This window comes from Polaribacter sp. Hel_I_88, assembly GCF_000687935.1.
GTDB lineage: Bacteria > Bacteroidota > Bacteroidia > Flavobacteriales > Flavobacteriaceae > Polaribacter.
In genome coordinates, this window is the sequence record NZ_JHZZ01000001.1 from 457,946 (window position 1) to 484,234 (window position 26,289).

20 protein-coding genes are annotated in these 26,289 nt (G+C 30.0%); 8 read left to right on the top strand and 12 right to left on the bottom strand.

Annotation, left to right across the window (positions count from 1 at the left end; all coding sequences use genetic code 11):
* Positions 1-291: 291 nt before the first annotated feature.
* The 3 genes from dnaE to P161_RS0102070 all read left to right on the top strand — a co-directional run bounded on the left by dnaE (position 292) and on the right by P161_RS0102070 (position 6,811).
* Positions 292-4,632, top strand: a complete 4,341-nt coding sequence (gene dnaE / locus P161_RS0102060; RefSeq protein ID WP_026775425.1) for a DNA polymerase III subunit alpha — start codon at positions 292-294, stop codon at positions 4,630-4,632.
* A 216-nt stretch (positions 4,633-4,848) separates the two neighbouring features.
* Positions 4,849-6,174, top strand: coding sequence for a D-arabinono-1,4-lactone oxidase (locus tag P161_RS0102065; RefSeq protein ID WP_231494691.1), 1,326 nt, complete (start codon positions 4,849-4,851; stop codon positions 6,172-6,174).
* Complete coding sequence (locus tag P161_RS0102070) at positions 6,161-6,811, top strand: HAD family phosphatase (protein WP_026775427.1); 651 nt, start codon at positions 6,161-6,163, stop codon at positions 6,809-6,811. Before P161_RS0102065 ends, P161_RS0102070 begins: the two co-directional genes overlap by 14 nt.
* 287 nt (positions 6,812-7,098) lie before the next feature.
* Here P161_RS0102070 and gldA read toward each other — a convergent pair whose 3' ends face one another.
* The 6 genes from gldA to P161_RS0102100 form a co-directional block, all read right to left on the bottom strand.
* Positions 7,099-8,013, bottom strand: coding sequence for a gliding motility-associated ABC transporter ATP-binding subunit GldA (gldA, locus tag P161_RS0102075; protein WP_026775428.1), 915 nt, complete (start codon positions 8,011-8,013; stop codon positions 7,099-7,101).
* 203 nt (positions 8,014-8,216) lie between these two features.
* The gene (locus P161_RS0102080) at positions 8,217-8,975 is read right to left on the bottom strand and encodes a hypothetical protein (RefSeq protein ID WP_026775429.1); all 759 of its coding nucleotides are present in this window, start codon (positions 8,973-8,975) and stop codon (positions 8,217-8,219) included.
* Positions 8,976-9,038: 63 nt separating this feature from the next.
* Complete coding sequence (locus tag P161_RS0102085) at positions 9,039-11,831, bottom strand: carboxypeptidase-like regulatory domain-containing protein (protein ID WP_026775430.1); 2,793 nt, start codon at positions 11,829-11,831, stop codon at positions 9,039-9,041.
* Between the two features lie 42 nt (positions 11,832-11,873).
* Entirely contained in the window at positions 11,874-12,701 is an 828-nt protein-coding gene (locus P161_RS0102090) for a GLPGLI family protein (protein ID WP_026775431.1), read from the bottom strand.
* 109 nt (positions 12,702-12,810) lie between these two features.
* Complete coding sequence (locus P161_RS0102095; RefSeq protein WP_026775432.1) at positions 12,811-13,653, bottom strand: GLPGLI family protein; 843 nt, start codon at positions 13,651-13,653, stop codon at positions 12,811-12,813.
* A 3-nt stretch (positions 13,654-13,656) separates the two neighbouring features.
* Positions 13,657-14,037 carry a hypothetical protein gene (locus tag P161_RS0102100; protein WP_026775433.1) on the bottom strand — a complete coding sequence of 127 codons (381 nt, stop codon included), beginning with the start codon at positions 14,035-14,037 and terminating at the stop codon, positions 13,657-13,659.
* Positions 14,038-14,159: 122 nt separating this feature from the next.
* Here P161_RS0102100 and P161_RS0102105 point away from each other — a divergent pair, with 122 nt between their 5' ends.
* From P161_RS0102105 to P161_RS0102115, 3 genes are all read left to right on the top strand, one after another.
* Positions 14,160-15,770, top strand: coding sequence for a sensor histidine kinase KdpD (locus P161_RS0102105; protein ID WP_026775434.1), 1,611 nt, complete (start codon positions 14,160-14,162; stop codon positions 15,768-15,770).
* On the top strand, positions 15,763-16,440 hold the full coding sequence (locus tag P161_RS0102110) for a response regulator transcription factor (RefSeq protein ID WP_026775435.1): 678 nt from the start codon (positions 15,763-15,765) through the stop codon (positions 16,438-16,440). The genes P161_RS0102105 and P161_RS0102110 overlap by 8 nt, the downstream gene beginning before the upstream one ends.
* A gap of 64 nt (positions 16,441-16,504) precedes the next feature.
* Positions 16,505-17,119, top strand: coding sequence for a deoxynucleoside kinase (locus P161_RS0102115; protein ID WP_026775436.1), 615 nt, complete (start codon positions 16,505-16,507; stop codon positions 17,117-17,119).
* Positions 17,120-17,208: 89 nt separating this feature from the next.
* On the opposite strand, the gene P161_RS0102120 is transcribed toward P161_RS0102115, so the two are convergent.
* The 3 genes from P161_RS0102120 to rsmG form a co-directional block, all read right to left on the bottom strand.
* Complete coding sequence (locus P161_RS0102120; protein ID WP_026775437.1) at positions 17,209-17,391, bottom strand: hypothetical protein; 183 nt, start codon at positions 17,389-17,391, stop codon at positions 17,209-17,211.
* Between the two features lie 120 nt (positions 17,392-17,511).
* Positions 17,512-17,907, bottom strand: a complete 396-nt coding sequence (locus P161_RS0102125; protein WP_026775438.1) for a hypothetical protein — start codon at positions 17,905-17,907, stop codon at positions 17,512-17,514.
* A 59-nt stretch (positions 17,908-17,966) separates the two neighbouring features.
* Entirely contained in the window at positions 17,967-18,596 is a 630-nt protein-coding gene (gene rsmG, locus P161_RS0102130; protein ID WP_026775439.1) for a 16S rRNA (guanine(527)-N(7))-methyltransferase RsmG, read from the bottom strand.
* 121 nt (positions 18,597-18,717) lie between these two features.
* On the opposite strand from rsmG, the gene P161_RS0102135 reads away from it, so the two are divergent.
* Both P161_RS0102135 and P161_RS0102140 read left to right on the top strand, forming a co-directional pair.
* Positions 18,718-19,809 carry an acyl-CoA desaturase gene (locus P161_RS0102135; RefSeq protein ID WP_026775440.1) on the top strand — a complete coding sequence of 364 codons (1,092 nt, stop codon included), beginning with the start codon at positions 18,718-18,720 and terminating at the stop codon, positions 19,807-19,809.
* Between the two features lie 18 nt (positions 19,810-19,827).
* On the top strand, positions 19,828-21,015 hold the full coding sequence (locus P161_RS0102140; RefSeq protein WP_026775441.1) for a pyridoxal phosphate-dependent aminotransferase: 1,188 nt from the start codon (positions 19,828-19,830) through the stop codon (positions 21,013-21,015).
* 126 nt (positions 21,016-21,141) lie between these two features.
* Here P161_RS0102140 and P161_RS0102145 read toward each other — a convergent pair whose 3' ends face one another.
* The 3 genes from P161_RS0102145 to ftsZ form a co-directional block, all read right to left on the bottom strand.
* Positions 21,142-21,354, bottom strand: a complete 213-nt coding sequence (locus P161_RS0102145; RefSeq protein WP_026775442.1) for a hypothetical protein — start codon at positions 21,352-21,354, stop codon at positions 21,142-21,144.
* A gap of 248 nt (positions 21,355-21,602) precedes the next feature.
* Positions 21,603-24,209 carry a T9SS type A sorting domain-containing protein gene (locus P161_RS0102150; protein ID WP_026775443.1) on the bottom strand — a complete coding sequence of 869 codons (2,607 nt, stop codon included), beginning with the start codon at positions 24,207-24,209 and terminating at the stop codon, positions 21,603-21,605.
* A gap of 178 nt (positions 24,210-24,387) precedes the next feature.
* A complete protein-coding gene (gene ftsZ / locus P161_RS0102155; RefSeq protein WP_026775444.1) occupies positions 24,388-26,268 on the bottom strand; it encodes a cell division protein FtsZ in 1,881 nt (626 codons plus the stop codon).
* Positions 26,269-26,289: the final 21 nt, after the last annotated feature.

Below are 26,289 nucleotides of genomic sequence, written 5' to 3' on the forward strand. Positions count from 1 at the left end.
TTAATAAAAGTCAATCCTTAATTGGGTTGACTTTTTTGTTTATAATAATAAATAAAGTTTCTTGAATTTATCACTTAGACTTTCTGACTGAAATCAAACAAAGAAGCGAACACCTTGTTGAGAAATGTTATAAAATTTCTCCTATAATCGAAAAGAAAAAACTGTTTGGAAACAAAAAAAATCTATTTGATTGTTGATAAAAGCCAATAACTCTAAGCTATTTTTTAAGAACAAATTTCTACTTTTACAGTTCGCTTACACAATTAAACTCTTCAACATTTACACAGAAATATGTACTTAATTTTCGATACAGAAACAACAGGTTTACCTAAAAGTTGGAACGCTCCAATTACAGATACAGACAACTGGCCAAGATGTGTGCAAATTGCTTGGCAACTGCATGATGGAATGGGAAATGTTTTAGAACACAACGATTTTTTAATTCAACCAGAAGGCTATAATATTCCTTTTGATGCAGAAAGAATTCACGGAATTTCTACAGAATTAGCTGCTCAAGAAGGTATTGATTTAGAGAAAGGATTACATCTTTTCAACGAAGCTTTAGCAAAAACAAAATTTATTGTTGGTCAGAATTTAAATTTTGATCTTAACATTATGGGGTGTGAATTTCATAGATTAGGTATTGAAACTCCTTTGGCTAAACTGCCAATATTAGACACCTGTACAGAAAAAACGGCAACCTTATGTCAAATTCCTGGTGGTAGAGGAGGTAAATTTAAATTACCAACTTTAACTGAATTACACAAACATTTATTTAGTGTAGATTTTAATGAAGCACACAATGCAACAGCAGATGTTGAGGCTACAACGCGTTGTTTTTTAGAATTAATCCGAATTCGTGAGTTTACCAAAGAAGAATTAGATGTTGATGCAGATTATTTTAAAAATTTCTCGGAAGCGAATCCAAAACCAATTCAGTTAATTGGTTTAAAACACATCAATCTAAAAAAGGAAAGTGATAAAATTCGCAAGCGCTTAGACAAATTAAAAGACGATAAAGAAACCATTTCCACTTCTGAAGGTTTGGCTGAACTGAAAGATGTTCAGTTTTCGCATTTACACAATCATACACAGTTTTCGGTGTTGCAATCTACCATGCAAATTGGCAATATTGTAGCAACTGCTGCTGCAGATAATCAGCCAGCTATTGCAATGACAGATACTGCAAACATGATGGCTTCATTTCATTTTGTAAGCGCTATTTTAAATCATAATAAAACTGCAGCAACTCCAATAAAACCTATTGTAGGTTGTGAGTTTAATGTGTGCGAAGATCATAAAAATAAGTCTGTAAAAGATAATGGGTATCAAGTTGTTTTATTAGCGAAAAACAAAAAAGGGTATCATAATTTGGCAAAAATGTCTTCTATCGCTTTTGTGGATGGTTTTTATTATGTACCAAGAATTGATAGAAAAATCATCAAAAAATATAAAGAAGATATTATTGTTTTAACAGGAAATTTATATGGTGAAGTTCCTAGTAAAATTTTAAATCTTGGAGAAAAACAAGCTGAAGAGGCTTTACTTTGGTGGAAAGAAGAATTTAAAGACGATTTTTATATTGAGTTGATGCGTCATAATCAACAAGATGAAAATATTGTAAATGAAACGTTGCTAAAATTCTCAAAAGCGCATGATGTTAAAATTATTGCCACAAACAACACCTTTTATTTAGAGAAGAAAGATGCAAATGCGCACGATATTTTATTGTGTGTAAAAGATGGTGAAAAGCAAGCGACTCCAAAAGGAAAAGGGCGTGGTTACAGATATGGTTTACCAAATGATGAATATTATTTTAAATCTACAGAAGAAATGAAAACGCTTTTTGCAGATTTGCCAGAAGCCATTAGTAATATTCAAGAAATTGTCGATAAAATTGAAATTTTCACCTTAGCAAGAGATGTTTTATTACCAGCTTTTAACATTCCAGAAGAGTTTGTTTCTGAAGAAGATAAAGTTGATGGTGGAAAACGTGGCGAAAATGCGTTCTTAAAACATTTAACTTTTGTTGGTGCCAAAAAAAGGTATGGAGAAATTACGGAATCTATTAAAGAACGATTAGATTTTGAGCTTTCCGTAATTGAAAAAACAGGATATCCTGGATATTTTTTAATTGTTGAAGATTTTATACGAGAAGCCAGAAACATGGATGTTTCTGTGGGTCCTGGACGTGGTTCTGCAGCTGGTTCTGTAGTTGCTTACTGTTTGTGGATTACCAATATAGATCCTATTAAATACGATTTACTTTTTGAGCGTTTCTTAAATCCTGAGCGTGTTTCCATGCCTGATATCGATATCGATTTTGATGATGAAGGTCGTGGACGAGTTATGGATTATGTAATTGACAAATATGGTGCAAATCAAGTTGCCCAAATTATTACGTATGGAACCATGGCTGCAAAATCATCAATTAGAGATACAGCCAGAGTTTTAGATTTACCACTTTTTGAAGCAGATAGAATCGCAAAATTAATTCCTGGCATCAAACTAAAAAATATTTTTGGTGATGATGCAAAAAGTAAAGGGAAAGTTGCTGGTTTACGAGCCGAAGAAAAACAACTTGTAGAGGAATTAAGACACATGTCTTTTGGAAACGATTTGGTTTCTGAAACGATAAATAAAGCGACCATTTTAGAAGGTTCTGTTAGAAATACAGGAATTCATGCTTGTGGTGTAATTATTACGCCAGGAGATATTACAAATTATGTTCCTGTTGCTTTGGCAAAGGATTCTGACATGTATGTAACCCAATTTGACAACTCTGTAGTGGAATCTGCTGGTTTGTTAAAAATGGACTTCTTGGGTTTAAAGACGCTGACATTAATTAAAGACACCGTTAAAATTGTTAAAGCTAAACATAATGTGGATTTAGATCCAGACTCGTTTCCTTTAGATGATGTAGCAACATACGAGCTTTTCCAAAGAGGAGAAACAGTTGGTATTTTTCAGTATGAATCTCCTGGAATGCAAAAGCACATGCGTTCTTTAAAACCAACTGTTTTTGCAGATTTAATTGCTATGAATGCCTTATACAGACCTGGACCCATGGAATATATTCCGAGTTTTATCAACAGAAAACACGGAACAGAAGATATTGAATACGATTTACCAGCCATGGAAGAATATTTGGCTGAAACGTATGGAATTACAGTGTACCAAGAGCAAGTAATGCTACTTTCGCAAAAATTGGCAGATTTTACCAAAGGTGAAGCCGATGTTTTAAGAAAAGCGATGGGTAAAAAGCAAATTGCGGTTTTAGATAAAATGAAACCAAAATTTATTGAACAAGCAGGAAAAAATGGGCATGATGAAGAAAAATTAGAGAAAATTTGGAAAGATTGGGAAGCCTTTGCTAGTTACGCTTTTAATAAATCTCACTCTACGTGTTATGCTTGGATTGCTTATCAAACTGCGTATTTAAAAGCTCATTATCCAGCAGAATATATGGCTTCTGTACTTTCAAATAATATGAATGACATTAAAGCTGTTTCCTTTTTTATGGAGGAATGTAAACGAATGGGATTAGCAGTTTTAGGTCCAGATTTAAATGAATCTTTCTTAAAATTTTCTGTGAATGCAGAAGGTGCTGTACGTTTTGGAATGGCTGCTGTAAAAGGAGTTGGTGCTGGAGCAGTAAGAGCAATTATAAAAGAAAGAGAAGAAAATGGCAAATATTCATCAATTTTTGATTTAGCAAAACGTGTAGATTTGAGAGCCGCCAATAAAAAATCTTTTGATAGTTTAATAAAAGCTGGTGCTTTCGATTCTTTTACGGATACACACAGAGCTCAATATTTTGCTACTGATGAAAAAGGATTGACATTTTTAGAACGTGCCATGAAATTTGGAAGTAAATACCAAGAAAACGAAAACTCTGCGCAAGTTTCTATGTTTGGTGAAGCATCTACAGTACAATTTCCAGAACCCGATATTCCTGAGTGTGACACTTGGGGAACCATGGAACTTTTATCACAAGAAAAAGAAGTTATTGGCATTTATATTTCTGCTCATCCTTTAGATGATTTTAAAAATGAAATGATTTTTTGCAACGCTTCTTTAAAATACTTTAAAGGTGATTTGGCAAAATTTGTTGGTATGAATTTGGCTTTTGCAGGTATTGTTACAGATGTACAACACAGAGTTTCTAAAGCTGGTAAAGGCTGGGCTGCTTTTACAATTGAAGATTATGGTGATAGTAATGAGTTTAGAATTTTTGGCGAAGACTATTTAAGAATGAAACACTTTTTAGTGCCAAATTCTTTCTTGTTTGTTCGTTCTACAATTCAACCTGGTTGGACAAATAAAGAAACAGGGGTTGCTGGAGAACCAAGATTAAAATTTACAGAAATGAAATTGTTACACGATATTATGGATGAATTGTGTAAAAAGATCACCATTAAAATACAACTAAACGAAATAAAAGAAAACACTATCTTAAATTTAGAAACTATTTTGAAAAATAATCCTGGCAAACAATCCCTAAATTTTACAGTTTGGGATGCTAAAGAAAAAATTGAGGTGAGTTTACCAAGTAGAAATACAAAAATTAATGTTTCTAATGAATTATTGGCAACTTTAGAGAGTCAGCAGATAGATTTTAAGTTGAATTAAAGAAAAAATCACACCTTATTTTAACAAAACACTTTTTAGATTTTATTGTTTTTATAGTTATTTTTATCAAATACCCACATAAATCAAGTATCATTACTGTTTTGATAAATAGTATGTACAAATTTTACATTTTACACATTTTGGTTTTTCTTAACACTATAAAAAACGAAATGACTGTAATTATTATGTAGTTTTGTTTAACCAAAAACAAATATCATGAAACAAAAAAACACTTGGGTAAGTTGGAACGAAAATGTACAACACAACTATTCATCATTATATAAAATAACATCAGAAGAAAAACTTAGTGAGGTAATCGCTGAAAATGACAAGATTCGTTTTTTTGGCAGCAAGCAATCTTCTGCAGACATTGCTGCAGGTACAGATGCTTTGATTGATATGACAAGTTACAACAAGATTGTTTCTTACGATTATAACAAAAAAACAGTTACAGTGCAATCTGGTTTAATTCTTGGCGATTTTTTAGAAGCTATTGAGGCTGTTGGATGGTGTATCCCTTGCTTACCAGACATCAACACCATTACTATTGGTGGTGCTTTAGCAACAGGAACTCATGGTACAAGTGGTAAATTATTATCTGAATATATGACCGAATGCACTTTGGTGCTTGCAGATGGAACCATAAAAACAGTTACTGAAGAAGATAATTTAATGGATGCTGTGAGAGTTTCTCTTGGAATGTTAGGTGTAATGTCTACCATTACTTTTAAATGCGAAAAAAGTTACACCCTTCATGTAAAAGAAAGACCAGAAAAAGATAGTGAATGGCTACCTAAAATTAAAAGTAGACTTAAAGATCACGATTTTTTAAGAATTTTATGGTTACCACATACTGATAAAGGGTATGTAATTACTGGAGATAAAATAAAACCAGACACAAAAATTATTGAAAATAATGGTCCTAAACATTTAAAACATAGAAGAAATGCATCTAAAATTTTATACAAATATTCTCATTTGTATCCTTGGATAACATCTATCGCAAATAAAATTTTAGCAAAAGCATTTTTCAGTTCTAAAAAAGAACATAAAGGAACTTTATACCAAGCTACTGTAACAAAATCTAGAGGATCTACTTTGGAATTAGCAGAATGGACTATTGCATTGGATAAATTTCCACAAGTTTTTGAAGAGATTAAAACAGAAATTAATAAGTGGAGCAATAAATCGTTTATTCATATTCCTATGGATGTTCGTTTTGTGCAAAAAGATAATTCTTGGTTAAGTTATGCGTATAAACAAGATACTGTAACCATGGGTTGTGTTTCTAGAAATGCAGCAACAGCAGATACGTACGAAGCTTTTAAAAGTGTAGAAAAAATATTTTTAAAACATGGTGGAAGACCTCATTGGGGAAAGCGTTTTGCTGCTAAAGATGCAGAATTATCACAAGTATATCCAAAATGGGAAGCGTTTAAAAAATTAAGAGCCGATTTAGATCCAACAAATAAATTCTTAAATCCTTATTTAACAAAACTAGTAAACGCAAAAGCAAAAAAAAGAGTGAATGAAGTTGCCTAAAGGATTTCTATTTGATTTTGATGGTGTTGTTGTCAATAGCTTTAAAAGTCATGGCAATGCTTGGTCTAGTGCTTTTAAAGAATTATTTAATCAAGAAATTGCCCCATTTCCTAAAAGTCATGCAGGTGGTTCACCTATGTTAATTGCCGAATATTATTGTAGCGTTATTGGTGAAGAAAAACGTGCTGAAGAGTTGTTTTTATTGAAAGATAAACATTTGGATGAGCAGTTTACTGTGCCTACTTTGTTGCCTGGTGTTAGAGAAATAACAGCTTTTTTAGCAGATAAAAATATTCCTTATGGAATTGCAAGCAACGCAACAAAACAGTTTTTAAAGAATAGTGTTCATCATTTAGAGTTAAATTTCCCTGTAGTTTTTGGAGTCCAAGATTACGAAAAACCAAAACCTGCTCCAGAAGCATACATTTCTTTAGCAACTGCTTTAGCTTTTACAGCGTCTGACTTTAAAGATATTTGGGTTTTTGAAGACAGTTTAGCTGGCACAACTGCTGCAAAATTAGCTGGAATGCAACCTATTGGAATCTTAACTCAATGTTCGGAAGAAGAATTAAAAGACGCTGGAAGTGTGCTGGTTTTTGAAAATTTGCTAGAAGCGTATCAATATTTGACAAAATAATATCTAAAATACTAAAAACGGCTACAATTAAAAATTGTAACCGTTTTTTTTATTTCTAAACTTTATGCTTCAAGTTTTCTTAGATTCTTTTTAGCCAAAATTTAAATTCACTTCGCTAGCGCTCGTTTTTAACGAGTGCCGTCAAAGATTTTAATTTATGGGTAATCGTTAAAAACGAGCACTAGCAGATTTAGGAGAAACCTCATCTAATTTGTTACAAAATTATGGGATTTCTCCTATCGTCGAAATAATAAATTTAACTAAAAACTAAAGTTTTAAATATAGTTTTAAGCAGTAACTTCTCTAAAAAGCGTTTCTAAATTTTTATTTTGAGCTGTTAATCCTAAAATTTTCAAGTTATTTTCTTGAGCGAAGTCGAAGATTTTAGAACGCATATCTTCATTAGAATTGAAGAATAATTGCCAAGTATTTTCTGATAAATTATTAAATGCTACTAAATTTTTAAGTTGATGAAATAATTTTTCATCAATCAACATATTAAAAGTAACTTCTATAACTTGCTGTTTATTTTCTTTTAAAGTTGATAGTTTTTTATCAACCAAAATCTCTCCTTTTTTTATAATGATAACTCGATCGCAAACAGCATCTACTTCTTGCATAATATGTGTAGAAAATAAAACGGTTTTCTCTTTGCCTAAGTCTTTTATCAATTGTCTAATTTCTACCAATTGATTTGGATCTAAACCTGTGGTTGGTTCATCTAAAATTAAAACTGATGGATTGTGCAAAATGGCTGCTGCCAAACCAACTCTTTGTTGATAACCTTTGGAAAGTTGATGTATTTTTTTATGAGCTTCTATTGTTAAACCAACTTTTTCGATGCAAATTTCTATCTGTTTTTTTGCTGTCATATCGAGCGCAGACGAAATATTAAAAATATTTGCTTGGAATTGTAAATACTCACGAACATACATTTCTTTATACAATGGATTTTGCTCTGGCAAATATCCAATTGTTTTTTGTGCTTCTAATGGATTTTTTAAAACATCAATTTCATCAACAAAAACTTCACCTGAATCTGGTTTTATAAAACCTGTTAAGATTTTCATCATGGTTGATTTCCCAGCTCCATTTGGGCCTAAAAAACCAATTATTTGCCCTTTTTCAGCTGCAAAAGAAACGTTGTTCAGTGCCTTTTGAGAACCATATACTTTAGAAATTTTAGAAACTTTAATAGACATTTTTAGTATTTAAAAAACACTTCGACAAGCTCAGTGTGACATTGTTAGTATGAATTGATAATGTAAAGTACAATTAATATTATACATGTAAGAAAATACATTTAATCTCAAAATGTCAGCCTAAACTTGTCAGAGACATTTTAATTTTCATGAAAAATTTACACTTAAATATAAAGAAATTTTTAATCTTAATCTTTAAAGAGCTAACTATTTTCTAAACGAATCTTCCTAATATTCTTCATGCGTTTCCAAGTAATTTTATGACGTTTTTTATATACCCATAAACAACCCAAATCTAATAAAAAATAAAACAAACTAATGCCACTTGGTGGGTTATAACTTGGCAAAAACGGAATCACATCAAAAGCTGTATTTGGCCACCACCAACATTGGTAATAGGTACCAATAATTTCTAAAACCGCTACTGAAATATACATGGTTACATAGAAAAGACGTTCTCTAGGTTTGTTTCTTAAAATTAGCAATGTTGCTATTGTCATTACAAAACCAAAAACATCATTCTCAAAAAATAAAAATGCACTTGCATAGATAAATATAGAAATTGCAAAAACTTTCTCTAATAAAATTCGATGTTTTTTTATAGATGCTGCTTTAGAAAAACACAAAACAGCAATGTACACAAACGCATGCCCAAAAGGAATATAAAGTGGCACATTACCCAATCTATAGGTATACATTCCTAGAAAAACGGAAAATAAATACTCCCCAAAAAAACCAATGAGCACTGCTGCTAGCATTTGTTCTTTTAATCGTTTTGGAACCTTAAAAAAAGTAATTACAAAAACTAAAAGCATCAATGAGTTTGCATAAAATTGAGCATTTTCAGTAATTTCTACCATGTAAAAACTATCTAAAAATAAGCCAATTACAAAAAATAAATACAACAAACCTAATGTTTTGTAAGTTGTATACATAGCAGATTTTGATGCAAATAAACTCATTTGGCTAAAATAAAAAAATGGCTCAAGATTGAGCCATTTTATATTTAAATATTTTTAAAAGAATTATAATTGATAACGTAATCTAAATGTAATCAACCTTGGTAAGATAAAGGTTTCGTTTATAGAGTTTGAAATATTTCCATTGTTCACTCTTATGTTAGATTCTGTTCCTAAAATGTTACTTGCTTCTAATTCATACTCCCATTTTGCATCTCTATCTTTTCTATAAGACATTGAGAAATCCCAAATTTTAAATGAATTTTGATGTTGACCATTTTGTCTTACTTCGTTATATGTAAAATCTGTTTTTACTGTTAACGAGTTCCAAATATAAGCATCAAAATTTAAAGAAGGTGCATGAGTAACAGTTTCAAAAGTAGAAATTATGCCGCTATTTAATTCTGTTCTATCTTGATCTGAAAATGAAGCTCTATAATTTAAACTTACATTTGGTGCTTTTCTAAAATTAGTTCTAATACTTGGTGTTAATGAATAATTTTTGGTATTTATTTGAGTTGTGGTTTGTCCAAATAGCTGAAAAAACTCAGCATCTGTATAATTAGCTCCTAAACTTGTTCTAATTTTACCAAAAGTTTTTGTTACACGTCCAAAAGCAGATATACTTTCTATATCAAAAGGTAAATTTAAATTGGTATTTGTAGAGACTATAGATCTTAAATTTGGATTATTTGCATCTGGCACAAAATCTGCAATTGTAGATATTTGCTCCATAGTTTTATTGTAAGTAAGACCCCCAAAAACAAATGTATTATTAAACAAATTAAAGCTTCTATAATTTAAACTTGCAGTTTGTACTCTAGCATTCATAATATCATTATTTCCAAAGAAAAAAGAACTGAAACTATTTGCTACAATACCTTGTGCAACTTGGTTTACATCTGTAAAATTAACTTGCTCTCTATAATTTAACTCTAAACTTTCGCTTTGTTTAAATTGAGCTATTATATTTAATTCAGGTAAAAATCTAGTAAAGCTATCGCTAAAATCAGGTGTTATGCCTGCTTGAGTATTATTCAAATTATAAGAATGTAGCGTAAATCCTGGTCTAAAGGTAAAGATTCCTGATTTTACTCTGTAACGCATTCCTCCATATAAATCTGTAAAATTATATTCTACATCATTGGTAGTACTGGCATTAGGTACATTTGGAATATTTAAACTTGGATTGAGAGTATTTTGATTATCTAATATTTGAAAAAATCTTGAGTCAAAGTTCTGTCTGCTTAAAATAGTCCCTCCAACAAAGTTAAAGTTACTCTTTTTATTAATGATGTAATAGTAGTCTAACTTCGCATCTAATTGATTAGACTTTACACGCCTGTCTTGTTCTAAAGTATAAAATTGTTGTGTTTTATCTAGCCCTAACACATCTGCTGCAGAATCAAATCCATCTGCATTATTATTTGGATCTTGGTCAAAATTTTCTAAAGAAGATACATAAAATGGATCTTCGTCTTGTATTTGATGCTGTACTTCTAATGCAAAAATGCTAGTTGCACTTGCTGTGTAAAAATAACTTAAATTCTGATTGATAGTAAATGGTGTTGCATTTTCATTTTCTAAAATTGGTACGTTATTACCAATCACTTGCGAAGTACCATTATCAGTTCTAAACTCATTTGTAAAACGTCCATTCAAATCATAATTTATTTGGTTATCTATATTTTTTTTATAAACTGATTTAAAATTAAATAATCCAGAATTACTAGTTTGATCTGTTGTATTATCTGTAACATCGTCTTGTATTGATGCATCATTATAGTTTATAATATTTCTATTACGTCGTCCATTAGAGTTTCCTGACCAAATTAAATATCCACTTAAATCTAACTTTGGATTTGGTGAATAACTAAAGTTTAACGCAGTTAACTTCGTCTCTATTCTATTTGCATTTCTGGCATTTGCAGTTAAAAAACCAATACCTGCACTAGCTAAATTAATATTTGTACCATTTGATGGACTTTGACTTCGAAAACCACCTGTAAAAGATCTTAAATCTCCTCTATCTAAAACAGCTTCTCCTATATTATTAATATCTCCAATAATATTAATTGTATATTTTGGAGTATAATAAAATAGTTTCGGTTGAAATAAATATAAACCATCATTAGGTGAGGCACCAGCCCCAGCATAAACATCACCAAACCAGAAATTCTTTTTACCTTCTTTTAGTTTAATATTGATAGCAACTCTGTTTTGATTGTCTTGTACGCCACTTAATTGGTTTACACTAGAAAAATTTCTTAAAACCTCAATTTTATCAACGGCATTAGAAGGTATGTTTTCTGTGGCTAACTTAGTATCTCCACTAAAAAATTCTTTACCATCTACCATTATTTTTTCTACAGGTTTTCCTTCAACTTCAATTTGACCTGCATCATTTATTTCAACTCCTGGTAATTTTTCTAAAACATCTTTTAGTTTTCTTTCAGACCCATTTTTAAAAGAATCTGCATCGTAAATAATAGTATCACCTTTTATTCTAACAGGCATTTTAGATACGATGTTAATACCATCTAGCATGTTATCTTCTACCATCGTATAAGTTTTAGTGATATTTTTATCACTAGTCCTTACAAATTCACTGATTTCTTTAAAACCGATATAACTTATTTTTATATTGTACGTAGTATTTTTTGCTAATTCTAGTTTAAAACTTCCATTAGCATCTGTAAAACCATAAGAAGCAATTCTTTTAGCAACAGTATCTAAAGCAATTACATTTGCCATTTCTAAAGGAGTACCAATAGAATCTTTAACAATTCCAGTTAAATTAATTTGGGCAGTTGAAACCCAAGACACCAAAAATATGGCGATTAGTAGTATTTTTTTCATGTGTAAAAATTAGTTGATATTTATATGTTTGGTTAAGAAGATTTAAAATCTACCTCTTCCACTACCTCTATTATTTTGAAAACGTTCTTTAAGTTCTTCTGTTTTTTCTTTGATAATGGCATTGTATTCGTCTCTATTCACTTCTTTACCTTTAGTAGGTTTATCAATTTCTACAGCATCTGAAGGGTTTAATACAATTTCTGTACATAACATTACAGTATCTCCAGCACTTAATTCTAAAATTAAACCAGGTAAGCCCCAATAAGATTCCGGACCTGAGCTTACAGGAATTTGTGGAGAATACCAAGCAGTAACGTTTAGTATCTTTTCAGCTTCTTTATCTTCTGTATTGGTAGTATCTTTTTCTTGATTTCTACCTCTTCTAAAAATTCCTCCCCAATCAATTTTTGTGTCAACAGTGGTCATTGTAGCTTTATAAACTGTGTACTGACCTATCTTTTTACTTTCTGTACCTAGTTCCCATTTTGGCTGCTCCATAGCTTCAACAATTAAAAAACGCTTGCTAAATTGCTCTACGTCTTCAATCATTTCACGGTCTTTTAAATTCTTGTAAATAGAACCTTGTCCATTACTAGCACCCCATCTTGAGCCTTGTGTTCCTGGAGCATCTAATTTTGCTTCTTCTTTAAAAGAAGATTCATTTTTATTAAATGTTAGAATGTATGTTTTTTCTAAAAAACTTTTCATACGCTCCATCATTTGTTTCTTTTGTTGCTCGCTCATTTGATTCCCAAATCTATTCATGTCCATTGATGTTTTAGACATATACGTAGCTTTACCTTGAAAATCTTTTTGAGCAAAGGTGGTAATCGTTAAGAATGCTATAAAGAATGTAAAAATTGATTTCATAAATTTTGTTTTAGTTTTCGTCAAAAATAATCTTATTACATAGGGTTAGACTTTGTAAAAGTAAAAAGTTACATGGACGTTTAAAACTTTAACACACTTTAACAAAATACTAGCCTCCCATCTTAATATTGATACCATTTCCTAAATCAATCCCTTTTCTACTTTTCATTTTCTCCATCAATTCGTCAGATTTTTCTTTTTGAATTTTTTTGTATTTCTTTAAAGAAACTACCTTCCCTTTAGTTGGTTCTTTAATTTCTGTTGCATTTTCTGGATTTAAAATAATCTCGGTACAAACAATCATGTTTTTACCATCGTTTATTTCTAAGATTAAACCTGGCAAACCTTGGTAATCAGCTGGTCCATTACTAATTGCAACTTGAGTAGTATACCAAGCAGTAGTAACTACGGTTTCTTTAGTTATGTTTTCTTTAGTTTTTCCATTTACCATACTTATCGTTTTATTTTCTACTTCTTTTGTATGAGTAGCTTTATAACAGGTATACTGTCCTATATTTTTTGTTTCAGATGATAATTCCCAATCATACTCCTTTAATTTATCTTTTACTAAAAAAGCTTTGCCCATAATTTCAGTTTTGTTTGCAAACTTTTTTTGTTTGATGTTTTTATAATAAATATCTGCGCTTCCTGAGCCTCCTAAAGAAATCATCTTAATTCCTGCAGAACCTACTTTTGTTTTTGGTGCTTCTAACTTTTCTTCTTCTTTGTAAATAGAAGTATTTTTATCAAAATTCAAAATAAATGTTTTTTGATTCATTTTTTGGAGTCTTTTTTGAAACTCCTCTCGCATTTTATCTGTTATTCCTTCTTGTCCCTCACCAAATTTTACATCTGATTTTTTACTGGTTTTATAAATTGCTTTACCTGTAAAATTTTGAGCATTTAATGCTGTAATAAAGACTAATGCTATTATTGTTATAATTGTTTTCATAATTTAGTTGTTTTCGTATTTGTTATATAATTTTATCAATCCGTTAATTCCTTTTTTAGATTTGGCAATTAAATCATCTATATTTTCAGATTTTCCTTCCACAGAAAATTTACTAGAAATAGATACCTTTTTATTTTCACTTTTTTTCAACTTTATTGCAAAACTCAATTTAATAGTTTCATCATCTTTATTACTTTCAAAGATAGTTTTTACTTCTTCCCAATTTATAGTTTCTAATTCTTTTACAGAGTTTACACTATAAGACATCGATGTTACTTTTACTTCTGTATCTGTGTTTAAAGATTCGCTAATTGCTATACTTTTATGTTGCCCAATAGTTATTGATGCAAAAAACAAGAGTACTAACGTTGCTAAATTTTTCATATTAAATAGTTTTTATTTGATTACACCACAAAGAAACAACATCAACTTACTTTTTAAGGTTAACGAACGTTAACGAGTGTTAACTAGCTAATTATTATAAATTTACTACTTATATTTGGCATATGGAAAATAAAAAATATTCTTGGATTTTCTACTTAATTGCTGTTACAGTGTTCACAACAATTGGAGTACAATTTTATTGGAACTTCAAAAATTACGAAGAAAACAAACAACGAGTTACTAACGAAATTCAGTTGAGCTTAGACAATGCTATAGAAGAATATTATGCAACGTTGGCTAAAAAAGACTTTTTAACCATTTTAAAACCAAGTCAAGATAAAATTGATATTAAATTTTCTTCTGAAGTGCCTTTTGACTCTTTAGTAAAGAACATAAAAAAAAATCAAACCCAAGGTATAAAACCAAAATTTACTATTAATGATATAAAAATAACTTCGGATGAAAATTTATCGCAAAAGCAATTAGATTCGATGATGTATGACATGAAGGAATTTGCAACCGAATTTAATGCGGATGATTCTCTTCGAAAAATCTCGAACAAAAAAATAGATTCTACCCTCTTATTTACCCAATTTACAGATGCTAAAAATGGTTTTAACATTAGTAAAACTGGGGTAAAAACCACTGTAAAATACTTTAAAGGAAAAAAATCTGCAGATAGTTTAAAATTGATTAAAGATTTAAAACCCATGTTTATATCTTTTTTTGACAGTTCTGTAGACTATCAAAAAATAGATTCCTTAATTGATGAACAACTTAAACAAAAGGGAATTGATATCAAAACTAGTTTTCATCACATAAAAAATGATACACTTTTTCACCAAACTAAAGACTCTATTTTAAATGATGAAACGTTTGTTGTAACATCAAAATCTACCTACGTAAAAGATGATCAAAATTTTAAATTGATGTATAACAATCCAAATTTTGAGGCTATTAAAAGAAGTTTTGGCGGTATTTCACTTTCACTTTTGTTATCACTTTTAATAATTTCTAGTTTATTTTATTTGTTAAAAATCATCAACCAACAAAAAGAGTTAGCCATTATAAAAAACGATTTAATTAGCAATATTACCCACGAATTTAAAACACCAATTGCTACAGTTTCTACAGCTATTGAAGCTATTGAAAATTTTAATGTTTTAGATGATAAAGAAAAAACCAAAAAATATTTAGCAATGTCTGGTGTACAGCTGAAAAAGTTACATCAAATGGTGGAGAAATTGTTAGAAACTGCTACTTTAGACAGTGAACAATTATTATTGAAAAAAGAAACGATAGATGTTGTTGAAATGACTGAAAGATTAGTTCATAAACATCAAATGTTGGCCAACAATAAAGAGCTCGTTTTTTCATCGAACTTAAAACCAATTTATTTGCATGTTGATGTTTTTCATTTTGAAAATGTGATTTCTAATTTGATAGATAATGCTATTAAATATGGTGGAAATAGCATTGAAATTAATATCAATTCCATTTTAAAATCTACAGAAATAACGATTGCTGATGATGGAAATGGTATTGAAAGAAATCAACAAGAAAAAATATTTGATAAATTTTATAGAGTCCCAAAAGGAAACACACATGATGTAAAAGGTTTTGGAATTGGTTTGTATTATTGTAAAAAAATAATCGATAAACATGCTGGAAACATCACTTTAAATTCTGACAAAAAACAAACCATTTTTAAAATAACAATGCCCCATGAGTAAGATAAAAGTACTTTTAGCTGAAGATGAAGCTAGTTTAGGAATGATAGTAAAAGAGAGTTTAGAATCTAGAGATTTTACTGTTTTTCATGCAGAAAATGGCGAAGAAGCTTTAGAAATGTATCAAACAAAAAAACCAGATATTTTGGTGTTGGATGTAATGATGCCCAAAAAAGATGGTTTCACTTTAGCTAAAGAAATCCGATTAGAGAATAAAGGAATTCCGATTATATTTTTAACGGCAAAATCGCAAACCTCAGATGTTTTAGAGGGTTTTAATCATGGTGGAAATGATTATTTAAAAAAACCTTTTTCGATGGAAGAATTAATTGTTAGAATAAAAGCGTTACTCAATAGAATCGAACTAAAAACAGACGTTGAAAATATTACAATTGGTGAGTATATTTTTAATTTAACAAAACAAACCTTAGAATTTTCATCGGAAACTGAACAACTTACCCACAGAGAAGCGCAATTACTTTTTTATCTCTATGAAAAGAAAAATGCGGTTTTAGATAGAACCTTTATTCTGAACAAATTATGGGGAAATGACGATTTTTTTAACGCCAGAAGCATGGATGTTTTTATTAGTAAACTCCGTAAAAAATTAAAGAAAGACAGTAACATTCAAATTTTAAATGTTCGAGGTTTTGGATATAAATTAATTTGTTAGCATTACAGAACTTATATTTTTTACTACTTTAGCATCTCTTTTAACCTTTTTAGAATTTAAGAATATGCACGTTGCAATTGCAGGTAATATTGGTGCTGGCAAAACCACCCTCACAAAACTTTTAGCCAAACATTACAAATGGAAACCTCATTTCGAATCTGTGGATGAAAATCCTTACTTAGATGATTTTTATGGCGAAATGGAACGTTGGTCTTTTAACTTACAGGTTTACTTTTTAAATAGTAGGTTTCGCCAAATTTTAGAGTTGAGAGAAACTGGTAAAAACATCATTCAAGATAGAACCATTTACGAAGATGCCAATATTTTTGCGCCCAATTTGCATGCAATGGGTTTAATGACCAATAGAGATTTTGGCAATTACAGTTCATTATTTGAGCTGATGGAAAACTTGGTAACTCCACCAGATTTATTAATTTATTTACGAGCGGATATTTCTACATTGGTTGGACAAATTCACAAACGTGGCAGAGAATATGAAAACTCTATAAGCATCGATTATTTAAGTAGATTAAACGAACGTTATGAAGCTTGGATATCAACTTACACCAAAGGAAAATTATTGGTAATTGATGTGGATCATTTAGATTTTGTGAAGAATCAAGAAGATTTAGGTTATATTATAGATAGAATAGATTCTCAAATAAACGGTTTATTTTAAAAAACCTATATTTTTGAGTATAAAATTGACAAACAAAAAACCAGTAAAATAAATTACTGGTTTTTTTAATTTTATATATTCTTGATGGTTTAAGCTTCGTCTTTGGTGTTTTTTACTAAACTAATTCCATAAACAAAAAAGATAAAACCTAAAATACCAACTACAATCATAGAAGTAATTGATCCTCCTTGCATTACTGTGTAACCTGTAAAAATTAATCCTGCAATTCCTAAAACTGTAAGAATTGTACCAAATGTTCTTTTTAAATTCATTTTTTTGTTTTTTAGTTAAACAAATGTATTTAAGTTAAACAGGTTTAATTTGCGCTAATGGTTTTATATTTAACTCAAAAAGTTAAGAATTATCGATTTTTTTATCTCTTGATGTATATATTAACCTTCACTTTTATCCACCAAAGTAACGTTCTGAAACGTTGGATAATTCTCTAAAATACTTCCTGCTCCTTTTTTATTTATTTTAAAAGTAAGATCTTTTGTAGTGGTAAAAAGCAAAACTGATAAAAATGGATTTTTAAGATGTGATTTCAGAATCGTAAAAGCTTCTTCTAAAGTATGTTCGGTTTCTGTATCTTCAGTTTCTCCAGATCTGTAGCTAAATTTCACCATAAGCTTTGCATCATTTTGAAAAGAAATTGGTCTTACAAAAATGTTTTTTAAATCGGGTTTGCCTATTGTTTTTGCCATGGTTAACTTGGCAAAACGATTTTCTTGAACGCTTTTTATAACTTCTTCCCAAAAAACAACAAAAACTTCTTGATATGATGACATTAAATGATGAACTGTTTTAAATTAATTTGATGAACTTAAACTTATAATATAAAATGTACTTATCCTTTAAACTTCATTCCTAAATGAACAACTTTTTTGGTTTCGAAAAATTCTTCATCAAAATAAGAAGGTAAATCGTAAATTGTTGCAGACGTATATTTTTGTAATTCTTCTGATAAATCACCACCTTTTAAATATAGAATTCCGTTTTTTAAATCGTGATTTTGTTTTTTTGCAATTCTTCCTTTTGTCCAACCCACAAAAGTTTCCATTTGGGCAACTGCTCTACTTACAATAAAATCGTACGTATCTTTTACTTCTTCTACTCTGCCATTAGTAGTTTTTACGTTTGTTAACCCTAAACCAGCCACAACTTCATCAACAACTTTTATTTTTTTTCCAATAGAATCCACCAAATGAAACTGAGTTTCTGGAAATAATATTGCTAAAGGAATTCCTGGAAAACCACCTCCTGTACCAACATCTAATACTTTAGAACCATTTTTAAAGCTGATGACTTTTGCAATTCCTAAAGAATGTAAAACGTGACGTAAATATAATTCATCAATATCTTTTCTAGAAACCACATTAATTTTTAAATTCCAATCTTGGTACAACTCTTGTAGTTTAGAAAACTGTTCGATTTGCGTTTCTGATAAATTTTTAAAATATTTGTGAATAATATCCATTTATGCTTATTTTTAGTGTTGCAAAAATAGTTATTTGAAATGAAACAATTCTAAACAAAAACTGACGTTTATCATTAATAGCAAAATTAAATAGATTATTTTTACACTTTTAAATTTTTACATGAAAACAATAAATTTCTCAAGAGTAGACAAAGCTAAGTTCTTTAGAACTCTAAATAAAAGAGTAAACAATTACTTTAAAGAAAACAACATTAAAAGAACTGGCAACTGGAAATTATATACAAAAGCTATCTTAATGTTTTCGCTTTTTTTAATCCCTTTTATTCTAGTTTTAACAGTTTCTATGCCTCAATGGGCCATGATTTTTTTAATGGTTATAACAGGAGTAGGAATGGCTGGTGTTGGTATGAATGTGATGCATGATGCCAATCACGAATCTTTTTCTAAAAGAAAATGGGTAAACAAATTAATGGGAAGTAGTATCTACATCCTTGCAGGAAACGTATATAATTGGAAAGTGCAACACAATGTTTTACACCATACTTTTACAAATATAGAAGGACATGATGAGGATATAGATGCTGGAAGAATTATTCGTTTTTCAGAGCATTCTTCATGGTTACCAATCCATAAAATTCAAAAATATTATTCGATTTTTTTATACGGATTATTAACAATAAACTGGGCAATTACTACAGATGTAAAGCAAATGCACAGATACTTAAAAAGAAAATTATCGTATGGTAAATTTCCAAATCCTACTACAGAATGGACTAAATTAGTAATATCTAAAATTGCTTATTACGCACTTTGGATTGTTTTACCTTTAGCTATTTTAGACATTTCTTGGTGGAAAGTTGTCCTTGGTTTTTTTGTAATGCACTATACAGCTGGTATGATTTTAAGCGTTGTTTTTCAATTGGCGCACATTGTACCAAATACAACAATGCCATTACCAGACAAAGAAGGAAATTTAGAACACACTTGGGCAGTCCATCAATTATACACAACCTCTAACTTTGCACCTAGCAATTGGTTGGTAAATTTTTATACAGGTGGTTTAAATCATCAAGTTGAACATCATATTTTTCCTCATATTTCTCATGTACATTATAGCAAATTGGCTAAAATTGTAAAAGAAACAGCAAGTGAATTTAATTTGCCTTACAACGAATACAAAACCATGAGTAAAGCATTTGTTGAGCATTTTAAACATTTGGGTGTTTTAGGACAAAAACCAGAATTAGCATAATTAAAAAGTTTTAGAAAAATGGCATATCCATTATCGGACAGAATTAAAAGTTTACCAGTTTCACAAACTTTAGCAATGGCTGCTAAAGCAAGAGAATTAAGAGCAGAAGGCAAAGATATTATTGGTTTAAGTTTGGGAGAACCAGACTTTAATACACCAGATTTTATTAAAGATGCTGCTATTGAAGCAATCAACCAAAATTATAATTCTTATTCTCCTGTAGATGGTTATGTAGAGTTAAAAGAAGCGATTTGTACCAAGTTTAAACGCGATAATAATTTGGATTACAAACCAAATCAAATTGTAGTTTCTACAGGTGCAAAACAATCGATAGCCAATGTTGCACAAGTACTTTTAAATAAAGGTGATGAAGTTTTATTACCTGCACCTTATTGGGTAAGTTATTCTGCAATTGCAATTTTAAGTGAAGCTACTTTTGTAGAAATACCTTCTACTATTGATACTAATTTTAAAATTACACCAGCACAATTAGAAGCTGCAATTACGCCAAAAACAAAAATGGTTTTCTTTAATTCGCCAAACAATCCTTCTGGTTCTATTTTTAGTGAAGCAGAATATAGAGCGTTGGCAAAAGTTTTAGAAAAACATCCACAGATTTATATTTTATCAGATGAAATCTACGAACATATAAACTACGATTGCAAACCTTTTAGTTTTGCACAAATCGAAAACATGTACGATAGAACCATTACTGTAAACGGTTTAGCAAAAGCATTTGCAATGACTGGTTGGAGAATTGGTTATTTAGGTGCTCCAGAATGGATTGCTAAAGCTTGTACAAAAATGCAAGGTCAAGTAACTTCTGGTACAAATTGTATTGCGCAAAGAGCTGCAATTACTGCTGTTTTAGCACCAGTTGAAAAAATTCAATTTATGGTTGATGAGTTTAAAACTCGAAGAGATATCATTATTGGATTGTTAAGAGAAATTGATGGTTTTAAAATAAACGTTCCTGATGGTGCTTTTTATGTTTTTCCTGATGTTTCTGCTTTCTTCGGAAAAACCATTGACGGAGTTACCATAGAAAACGCAGGCGATTTTTCTTTATTTATTTTAGAAAAAGCCAATGTTGCAACAGTTTCTGGAGATGCTTTTGGTGCACCTGATTGTATTAGAATGTCTTATGCAGCTTCTGAATTACAAATTAGAGAAGCCATTAAAAGAATAAAAGAAGCGTTGAGTTAAAACAAAACTATGCTTCTAAATTTATTTCAGAATCTAAAACAAGTTCAGATTGACAAACTCAAAAATTTATAAATTTAAAATCCATCTTTTTTAAGATGGATTTTTTTTATTTACGTTTAAGCCTATTTAAAAAGCAATCATAATTATTGCAAAAGCAAATAATGAAACTTGTAAAATTGTACCAGTTTGGCTTTGTACTTTTTCATGATGTCTATCAATGATAGATTTCATTTTATATAATGTTGTTCTTCTAGAGTTAGCAATATTTTCTCTAATTTCTCTTTTGTAGTTTGATGTTAAAATTCCTCTTTCAATAGTGTTAGTGTATGTAGTTTTCATAATGTTATATTTTGTTTGGTTATATAAGTAAGACGAAGTATAAATTATTTTGTTACATCCTAAAACCCTAACAAGCAAGGAACAAAAGGCATTTTTATAGATTTAATGGTTTACGACAATGAGAAAAAAAATTAAAAAAACTTTATTTTTCTTAAAATAAAACAAGAAAAAACCATCAAAAACTAAATTTTGATGGTTCTTTTTTTAGGGGTAAATTTTTATGAAAATCTCTTAAATAGGGAATTTTTTTAATTGATGAGTAATTTTTTAGGCTCATAGTTTCTGTAATCATTTGAGATTTTAATAAAATACAAACCTGATGATAATTCCTTTTTAAAGATTTCTATTTCATTATTTCCTATAAATGTTTCTATTGTTACCTTTTTTACTAAAAATCCTGCAGTATTATATACTTGAATTTTTGTTTCTGTTTCAATTTCTGAATAAAAACGAATAGCTGTTTTAAAATTCATAGGGTTTGGGTATAGTAGCGTTTCATTTTCTTGAATTATTTGATTATTTACACTTAATACCTTTTGAGTAAATTCTATATTTTCTATTTTCATTTTCTTTTCAATTACATCTGTTCCGTTTGAAGACATGGTAAAAACCATAGAAACTGCATCAGACAACTCTATATTTGTGCCATTTTTAGCTTTAAAAAACTCTAAAGGAATTGCATAGTGTGTTTGTGAGTCTGTTAATTTTATGGTTGTTTTAAATTGATTTTCCCAAACATCAATTCCTTCTTTGATGATTGCAATTTCTAAATCTCCTGTACCACTAGCATCTAATTCTAATACCTTATGTTCAGCTAGGTTTACTGCATTAAATTTGGGAGTAAAAGCTCTATAAGCTGCTACATATGTGCTTGTTGTTGCTTCTAAAGATATATTTCTTTCTACTCTATAACCACTTCCAGTATACATATTATCATTTTGAGAAATGGTAAAATCGTTTAACGTTGTTCCTTCAGAAGAATCATCTACTCCCCAAGGACCATCAGACATAAATAAATCATCTGGAGTTTGGTTGTTTTCGTTTTCTAATCTAAAACCAATATCAAAAATATTACCAGTTTCTATAACAATTGTACTTATGTAATTCCCATTTAATGGAATTGTGGCGTTAGAATATTCTGTTACTGAAGTTTCTGTTCGTTTAAAACCAGCATCAAAAGTTATGTTTTGAGTTCTGTTTTTATTAATAAGTACCAACTCTAAATTTCCGTTTTTGTAACTTCCTTTTTTTACAAAAACTGCTGGTGGTTCAGAATTATTATACGATGAAATTGCTCTTTGTGTATTTAACAAATCTAAAGCTTCTTCTCCTAAAGTAATTAAATCGTCTATACTGTTTGTCCAAATTTGAAAATTGTAAAAGGTTGCATTTTCTTCATATTTATCTATGTTCCAATGGCTTTCAATTTCAAAATTTGAATTATTATTGGTAACTTTTCCTGAAAAACTTAACACAAATTCTTTACTACCATCTGCGTTTTTTATAATCGATTTTATAAAAGTTTGCTCTCTAATTTCTATGGTTGAAACAGATAATAGTTCTGCTCCCAAAAGTCTATCGCAAATGTATTTTGTATGTTCATAAACGCCATTTTCTGTTTTAGTAGCTAAAACGACTGCTATTGTTTTATCATTCTTAATATAATCTACAGAAAAAAGTTCAGTTGCATTTGTAATGTTTATCAAATCAGTTGCAGAAGATTCTATTGCTTGCGTTTCAGGAATTACATCCATAGGAATTAAATCTTGAAGATTGAAACTACTGTTTTTAGAAACTGCTTTTTTATAGGATTTAGATTTGGTGATTTTTTTAGCATTTAACTTATTAAAAACATAGTTTGCTTTGCTTCTTAAATAGTTTCTTTTATTTATTTGGATTGATAAACGGTCGTTACTTTCCAAGCCTCCTGAGTTTCCTGTAGAAACTTGTGGTGCAATAATTGGGCAAGCTGCAATACCAGAACAAGCTGGATCATCACAATCTGACAAACCATCTCCATCATCATCAATTCCGTTTGCACAATCTTCTTGAGGAACAGGAGCTGTTGGGCATCTTGCTCCATCATTTGAAGCACTTGAAGGTCCAAAAGCAAATAAATTAGAATCCATTTGAGAATTAGGTTCTAAAGTTTGTACATTCTGAATAACATACACAGTTCCTGTTTGATTCGCAGAAACATAAAACCTTCCTGATTTATCAAAATAAACAGCACCATAGGTATAATTCAAACCTTTTAATACAGGAACTTCTCCTAAATCTGAGATGTTATTTGTTGTTGAATTAATTCTATATAAATGATTTGTTCTTTTCTCTACTGCATATAAATGGCCATCTACAGCATTAAAAGCCCAATCATGAATATTTAAAGTTTCAGATAAGTTTTCTTGACTTATAAATTGACCATAGTTTTCAGAATTTGGATTCAAATCAATTTTATAAATAGTTTTACCTCCTCCTTTTAAATAATAAATACCTTCTGAACTTACATCTCCAACATATCTATTAGTATCTGGTAATTCATCAATATAAAAAGTTTCCAACTGAAAATTTTTACCAATTTTCACAATTGTTTTAGCTGGCGTACTTAATGACGCCCAGATATAACCATCTTTAGGATTATAACCCACAGCATTTAAACTACCTGGAGCAATATCTTCCTTTACCAAATAAGAATTTCCTGAAGCTAAATCTAATGCATAAACGTCATTATATTGAAATAAATATGCGTTATAATCGCAATTAAATGGATCTTGCTGTGCATAACCAAATAAGCCTACTAATAAGATTAAAGATAAAATTTTAGTGCTTTTTGTAAATTGTAATATTGCTTTCATTTGTATGATTTTATACAAAAGTACTATGACACTTCAAAAAAATCGTGAAAGAACTGCCATCTTGCAAAAAGGTATCGATAAATGGTAAAATAATTATGATTAAGAGATTTTCTAAATAAATTCAAAAAAAAATCACATCCTTTTGAGATGTGATTTTTAAAAATTATAGATTTTTCCTTTAATCTACATTATCATGTAAAAAAGAATTGTTCGATTTAAAATCGATTCCATCTGAATCTTTATTTAAAATAGTTCTTGTTTTACTAATTGCACTATTTCTATCTAAATCTACCCCTTGTCTTTTATATGCTGGCTGACGCTCAATCTCGTCTATATTTTTGCTTAAATTTTCATTAAAGCTATAATTAAACTTCTTCATGTTTTTCCTTCTCTCTTCAGCTCTTTTTTGCAGTTCGCTTATTGTTAAATCTAAAGGAGAAACTTCTTCACTAAAAGTGTTTATATCATTTACTTCATCTTGAGACTTTTCAGTTCTTAACTCGAACTTAATTTCTTCTTCCATTACTTTTTTCTCAGTAATTTGAGAACTTTTTCTTATAGTAGGAGCCGAATCAAAATCTTCTAACACATAACGTGTTTCTTTTTTTTCTGCTATTTTTTGCGCTTCAAAATTTTCTGCATTGTGTACATTGTTAGAAATTGTATTTGAGTTCTGCTTTACTTCTTCCTCTTTTTTTATCTCTACAGATTGTTTTAAAGGTAAATCGAATAATAAATTTGCTTGGGTACTTTCAGGTTGCTCTTCGACTTGTGTTTCTTTTACAACATCAGTAATAATAAAATCTTCTTCAACAACTTTCGTTGCTTTCACTTCTTCGAAATTTACTGGCATGCTAGCAATAATAGGGTTTGTAGAAATCAAATCCATTTTTGGTGTTGAATCTGCAGTATCATCACTTAAAGTATGAACAATTTTTTGCTCAGTTTTATTTGTTAATGGAGTATCTAAAGACGGTGATTTTGTAATTGTTTTTTCACCAAAATTATAGGTTGCTTTTTGTTCGTCCTCTAAAGTATGTACTATTTTTTTCACCTCTGTATTGGTAATGGTACTTTGTTGATCTTTTGCAAAACCAGTTGCAACAATGGTTACAGCTATTGAATCTCCCAATTCTTCATCCTCTCCAATACCCATAATGATATTGGCATCATAACCAGCTTCATCTTGAATGTAGTCGTTAATTTCTCCAATTTCATCTAAAGTAACCTCACTTGTACCAGAAACAATTAGTAACAACACATTTTTGGCTCCTGTAATTTTATTATCGTTTAATAACGGAGAATCTAACGCTTTTACAATGGCATTTTTAGCTCTACTTGTACCTTCTTCTTTTGCAGAACCCATAATTGCTGTTCCACTATTAGAAAGCACTGTTTTAGCATCATGCAAGTCAATATTTTGCTTATAGTGATGTGTTATAACTTCTGCAATTCCTTTAGAAGCAGTAGATAAGACTTCATCAGCTTTAGAGAAACCAGCTTTAAAACCAAGGTTTCCATAAACTTCACGCAATTTATTATTATTGATAACAATTAAAGAATCTACATTTTGGCGCAGTTGATCAATTCCTAATTGAGCTTGAGATGTACGTCTTTTACCTTCAAAAGCAAAAGGCATGGTTACAATACCAACTGTAAGAATGTCCATATCTTTTGCAATCTTAGCAATAATTGGTGCAGCTCCAGTTCCTGTTCCACCACCCATTCCTGCAGTAATAAACACCATTTTTGTTTGGTTGTTTAGCATCTGCTGAATTTCTTGCATACTTTCTTTAGCTGCTTGTGCACCAATTTCTGGGTTTGCACCTGCACCTAAACCAGATGTAAGATTTGCTCCTAATTGTATTTTATTAGGGATAGGACTGTTTTCTAAAGCTTGTGCATCTGTATTACAGATTACAAAATCTACTCCATTAATGTGCTGCTGAAACATGTGGTTTACAGCATTACTTCCTCCTCCTCCAACTCCTATTACTTTAATAGTGTTCGATTGTGTTTTTGGCATTATAAAATCAATGTTATCAAAATCTGCGCTCATAATAACGTTTGTATTTTTGGT

What these genes read in the sequence shown, in the direction of transcription:
- P161_RS0102125 (WP_026775438.1), bottom strand. Translation starts at nt 17,907, where the DNA reads ATGTCATCATATCAAGAAGTTTTTGTTGTTTTTTGGGAAGAAGTTATA.
- P161_RS0102100 (WP_026775433.1), bottom strand. Translation starts at nt 14,037, where the DNA reads ATGAAAAATTTAGCAACGTTAGTACTCTTGTTTTTTGCATCAATAACT.
- P161_RS0102105 (WP_026775434.1), top strand. Translation starts at nt 14,160, where the DNA reads ATGGAAAATAAAAAATATTCTTGGATTTTCTACTTAATTGCTGTTACA.
- P161_RS0102115 (WP_026775436.1), top strand. Translation starts at nt 16,505, where the DNA reads ATGCACGTTGCAATTGCAGGTAATATTGGTGCTGGCAAAACCACCCTC.
- dnaE (WP_026775425.1), top strand. Translation starts at nt 292, where the DNA reads ATGTACTTAATTTTCGATACAGAAACAACAGGTTTACCTAAAAGTTGG.
- P161_RS0102140 (WP_026775441.1), top strand. Translation starts at nt 19,828, where the DNA reads ATGGCATATCCATTATCGGACAGAATTAAAAGTTTACCAGTTTCACAA.
- P161_RS0102110 (WP_026775435.1), top strand. Translation starts at nt 15,763, where the DNA reads ATGAGTAAGATAAAAGTACTTTTAGCTGAAGATGAAGCTAGTTTAGGA.
- P161_RS0102090 (WP_026775431.1), bottom strand. Translation starts at nt 12,701, where the DNA reads ATGAAATCAATTTTTACATTCTTTATAGCATTCTTAACGATTACCACC.
- P161_RS0102070 (WP_026775427.1), top strand. Translation starts at nt 6,161, where the DNA reads ATGAAGTTGCCTAAAGGATTTCTATTTGATTTTGATGGTGTTGTTGTC.
- P161_RS0102120 (WP_026775437.1), bottom strand. Translation starts at nt 17,391, where the DNA reads ATGAATTTAAAAAGAACATTTGGTACAATTCTTACAGTTTTAGGAATT.
- P161_RS0102065 (WP_231494691.1), top strand. Translation starts at nt 4,849, where the DNA reads ATGAAACAAAAAAACACTTGGGTAAGTTGGAACGAAAATGTACAACAC.
- rsmG (WP_026775439.1), bottom strand. Translation starts at nt 18,596, where the DNA reads ATGGATATTATTCACAAATATTTTAAAAATTTATCAGAAACGCAAATC.
- gldA (WP_026775428.1), bottom strand. Translation starts at nt 8,013, where the DNA reads ATGTCTATTAAAGTTTCTAAAATTTCTAAAGTATATGGTTCTCAAAAG.
- P161_RS0102095 (WP_026775432.1), bottom strand. Translation starts at nt 13,653, where the DNA reads ATGAAAACAATTATAACAATAATAGCATTAGTCTTTATTACAGCATTA.
- P161_RS0102145 (WP_026775442.1), bottom strand. Translation starts at nt 21,354, where the DNA reads ATGAAAACTACATACACTAACACTATTGAAAGAGGAATTTTAACATCA.
- P161_RS0102080 (WP_026775429.1), bottom strand. Translation starts at nt 8,975, where the DNA reads ATGAGTTTATTTGCATCAAAATCTGCTATGTATACAACTTACAAAACA.
- P161_RS0102135 (WP_026775440.1), top strand. Translation starts at nt 18,718, where the DNA reads ATGAAAACAATAAATTTCTCAAGAGTAGACAAAGCTAAGTTCTTTAGA.
- P161_RS0102150 (WP_026775443.1), bottom strand. Translation starts at nt 24,209, where the DNA reads ATGAAAGCAATATTACAATTTACAAAAAGCACTAAAATTTTATCTTTA.
- P161_RS0102085 (WP_026775430.1), bottom strand. Translation starts at nt 11,831, where the DNA reads ATGAAAAAAATACTACTAATCGCCATATTTTTGGTGTCTTGGGTTTCA.
- ftsZ (WP_026775444.1), bottom strand. Translation starts at nt 26,268, where the DNA reads ATGAGCGCAGATTTTGATAACATTGATTTTATAATGCCAAAAACACAA.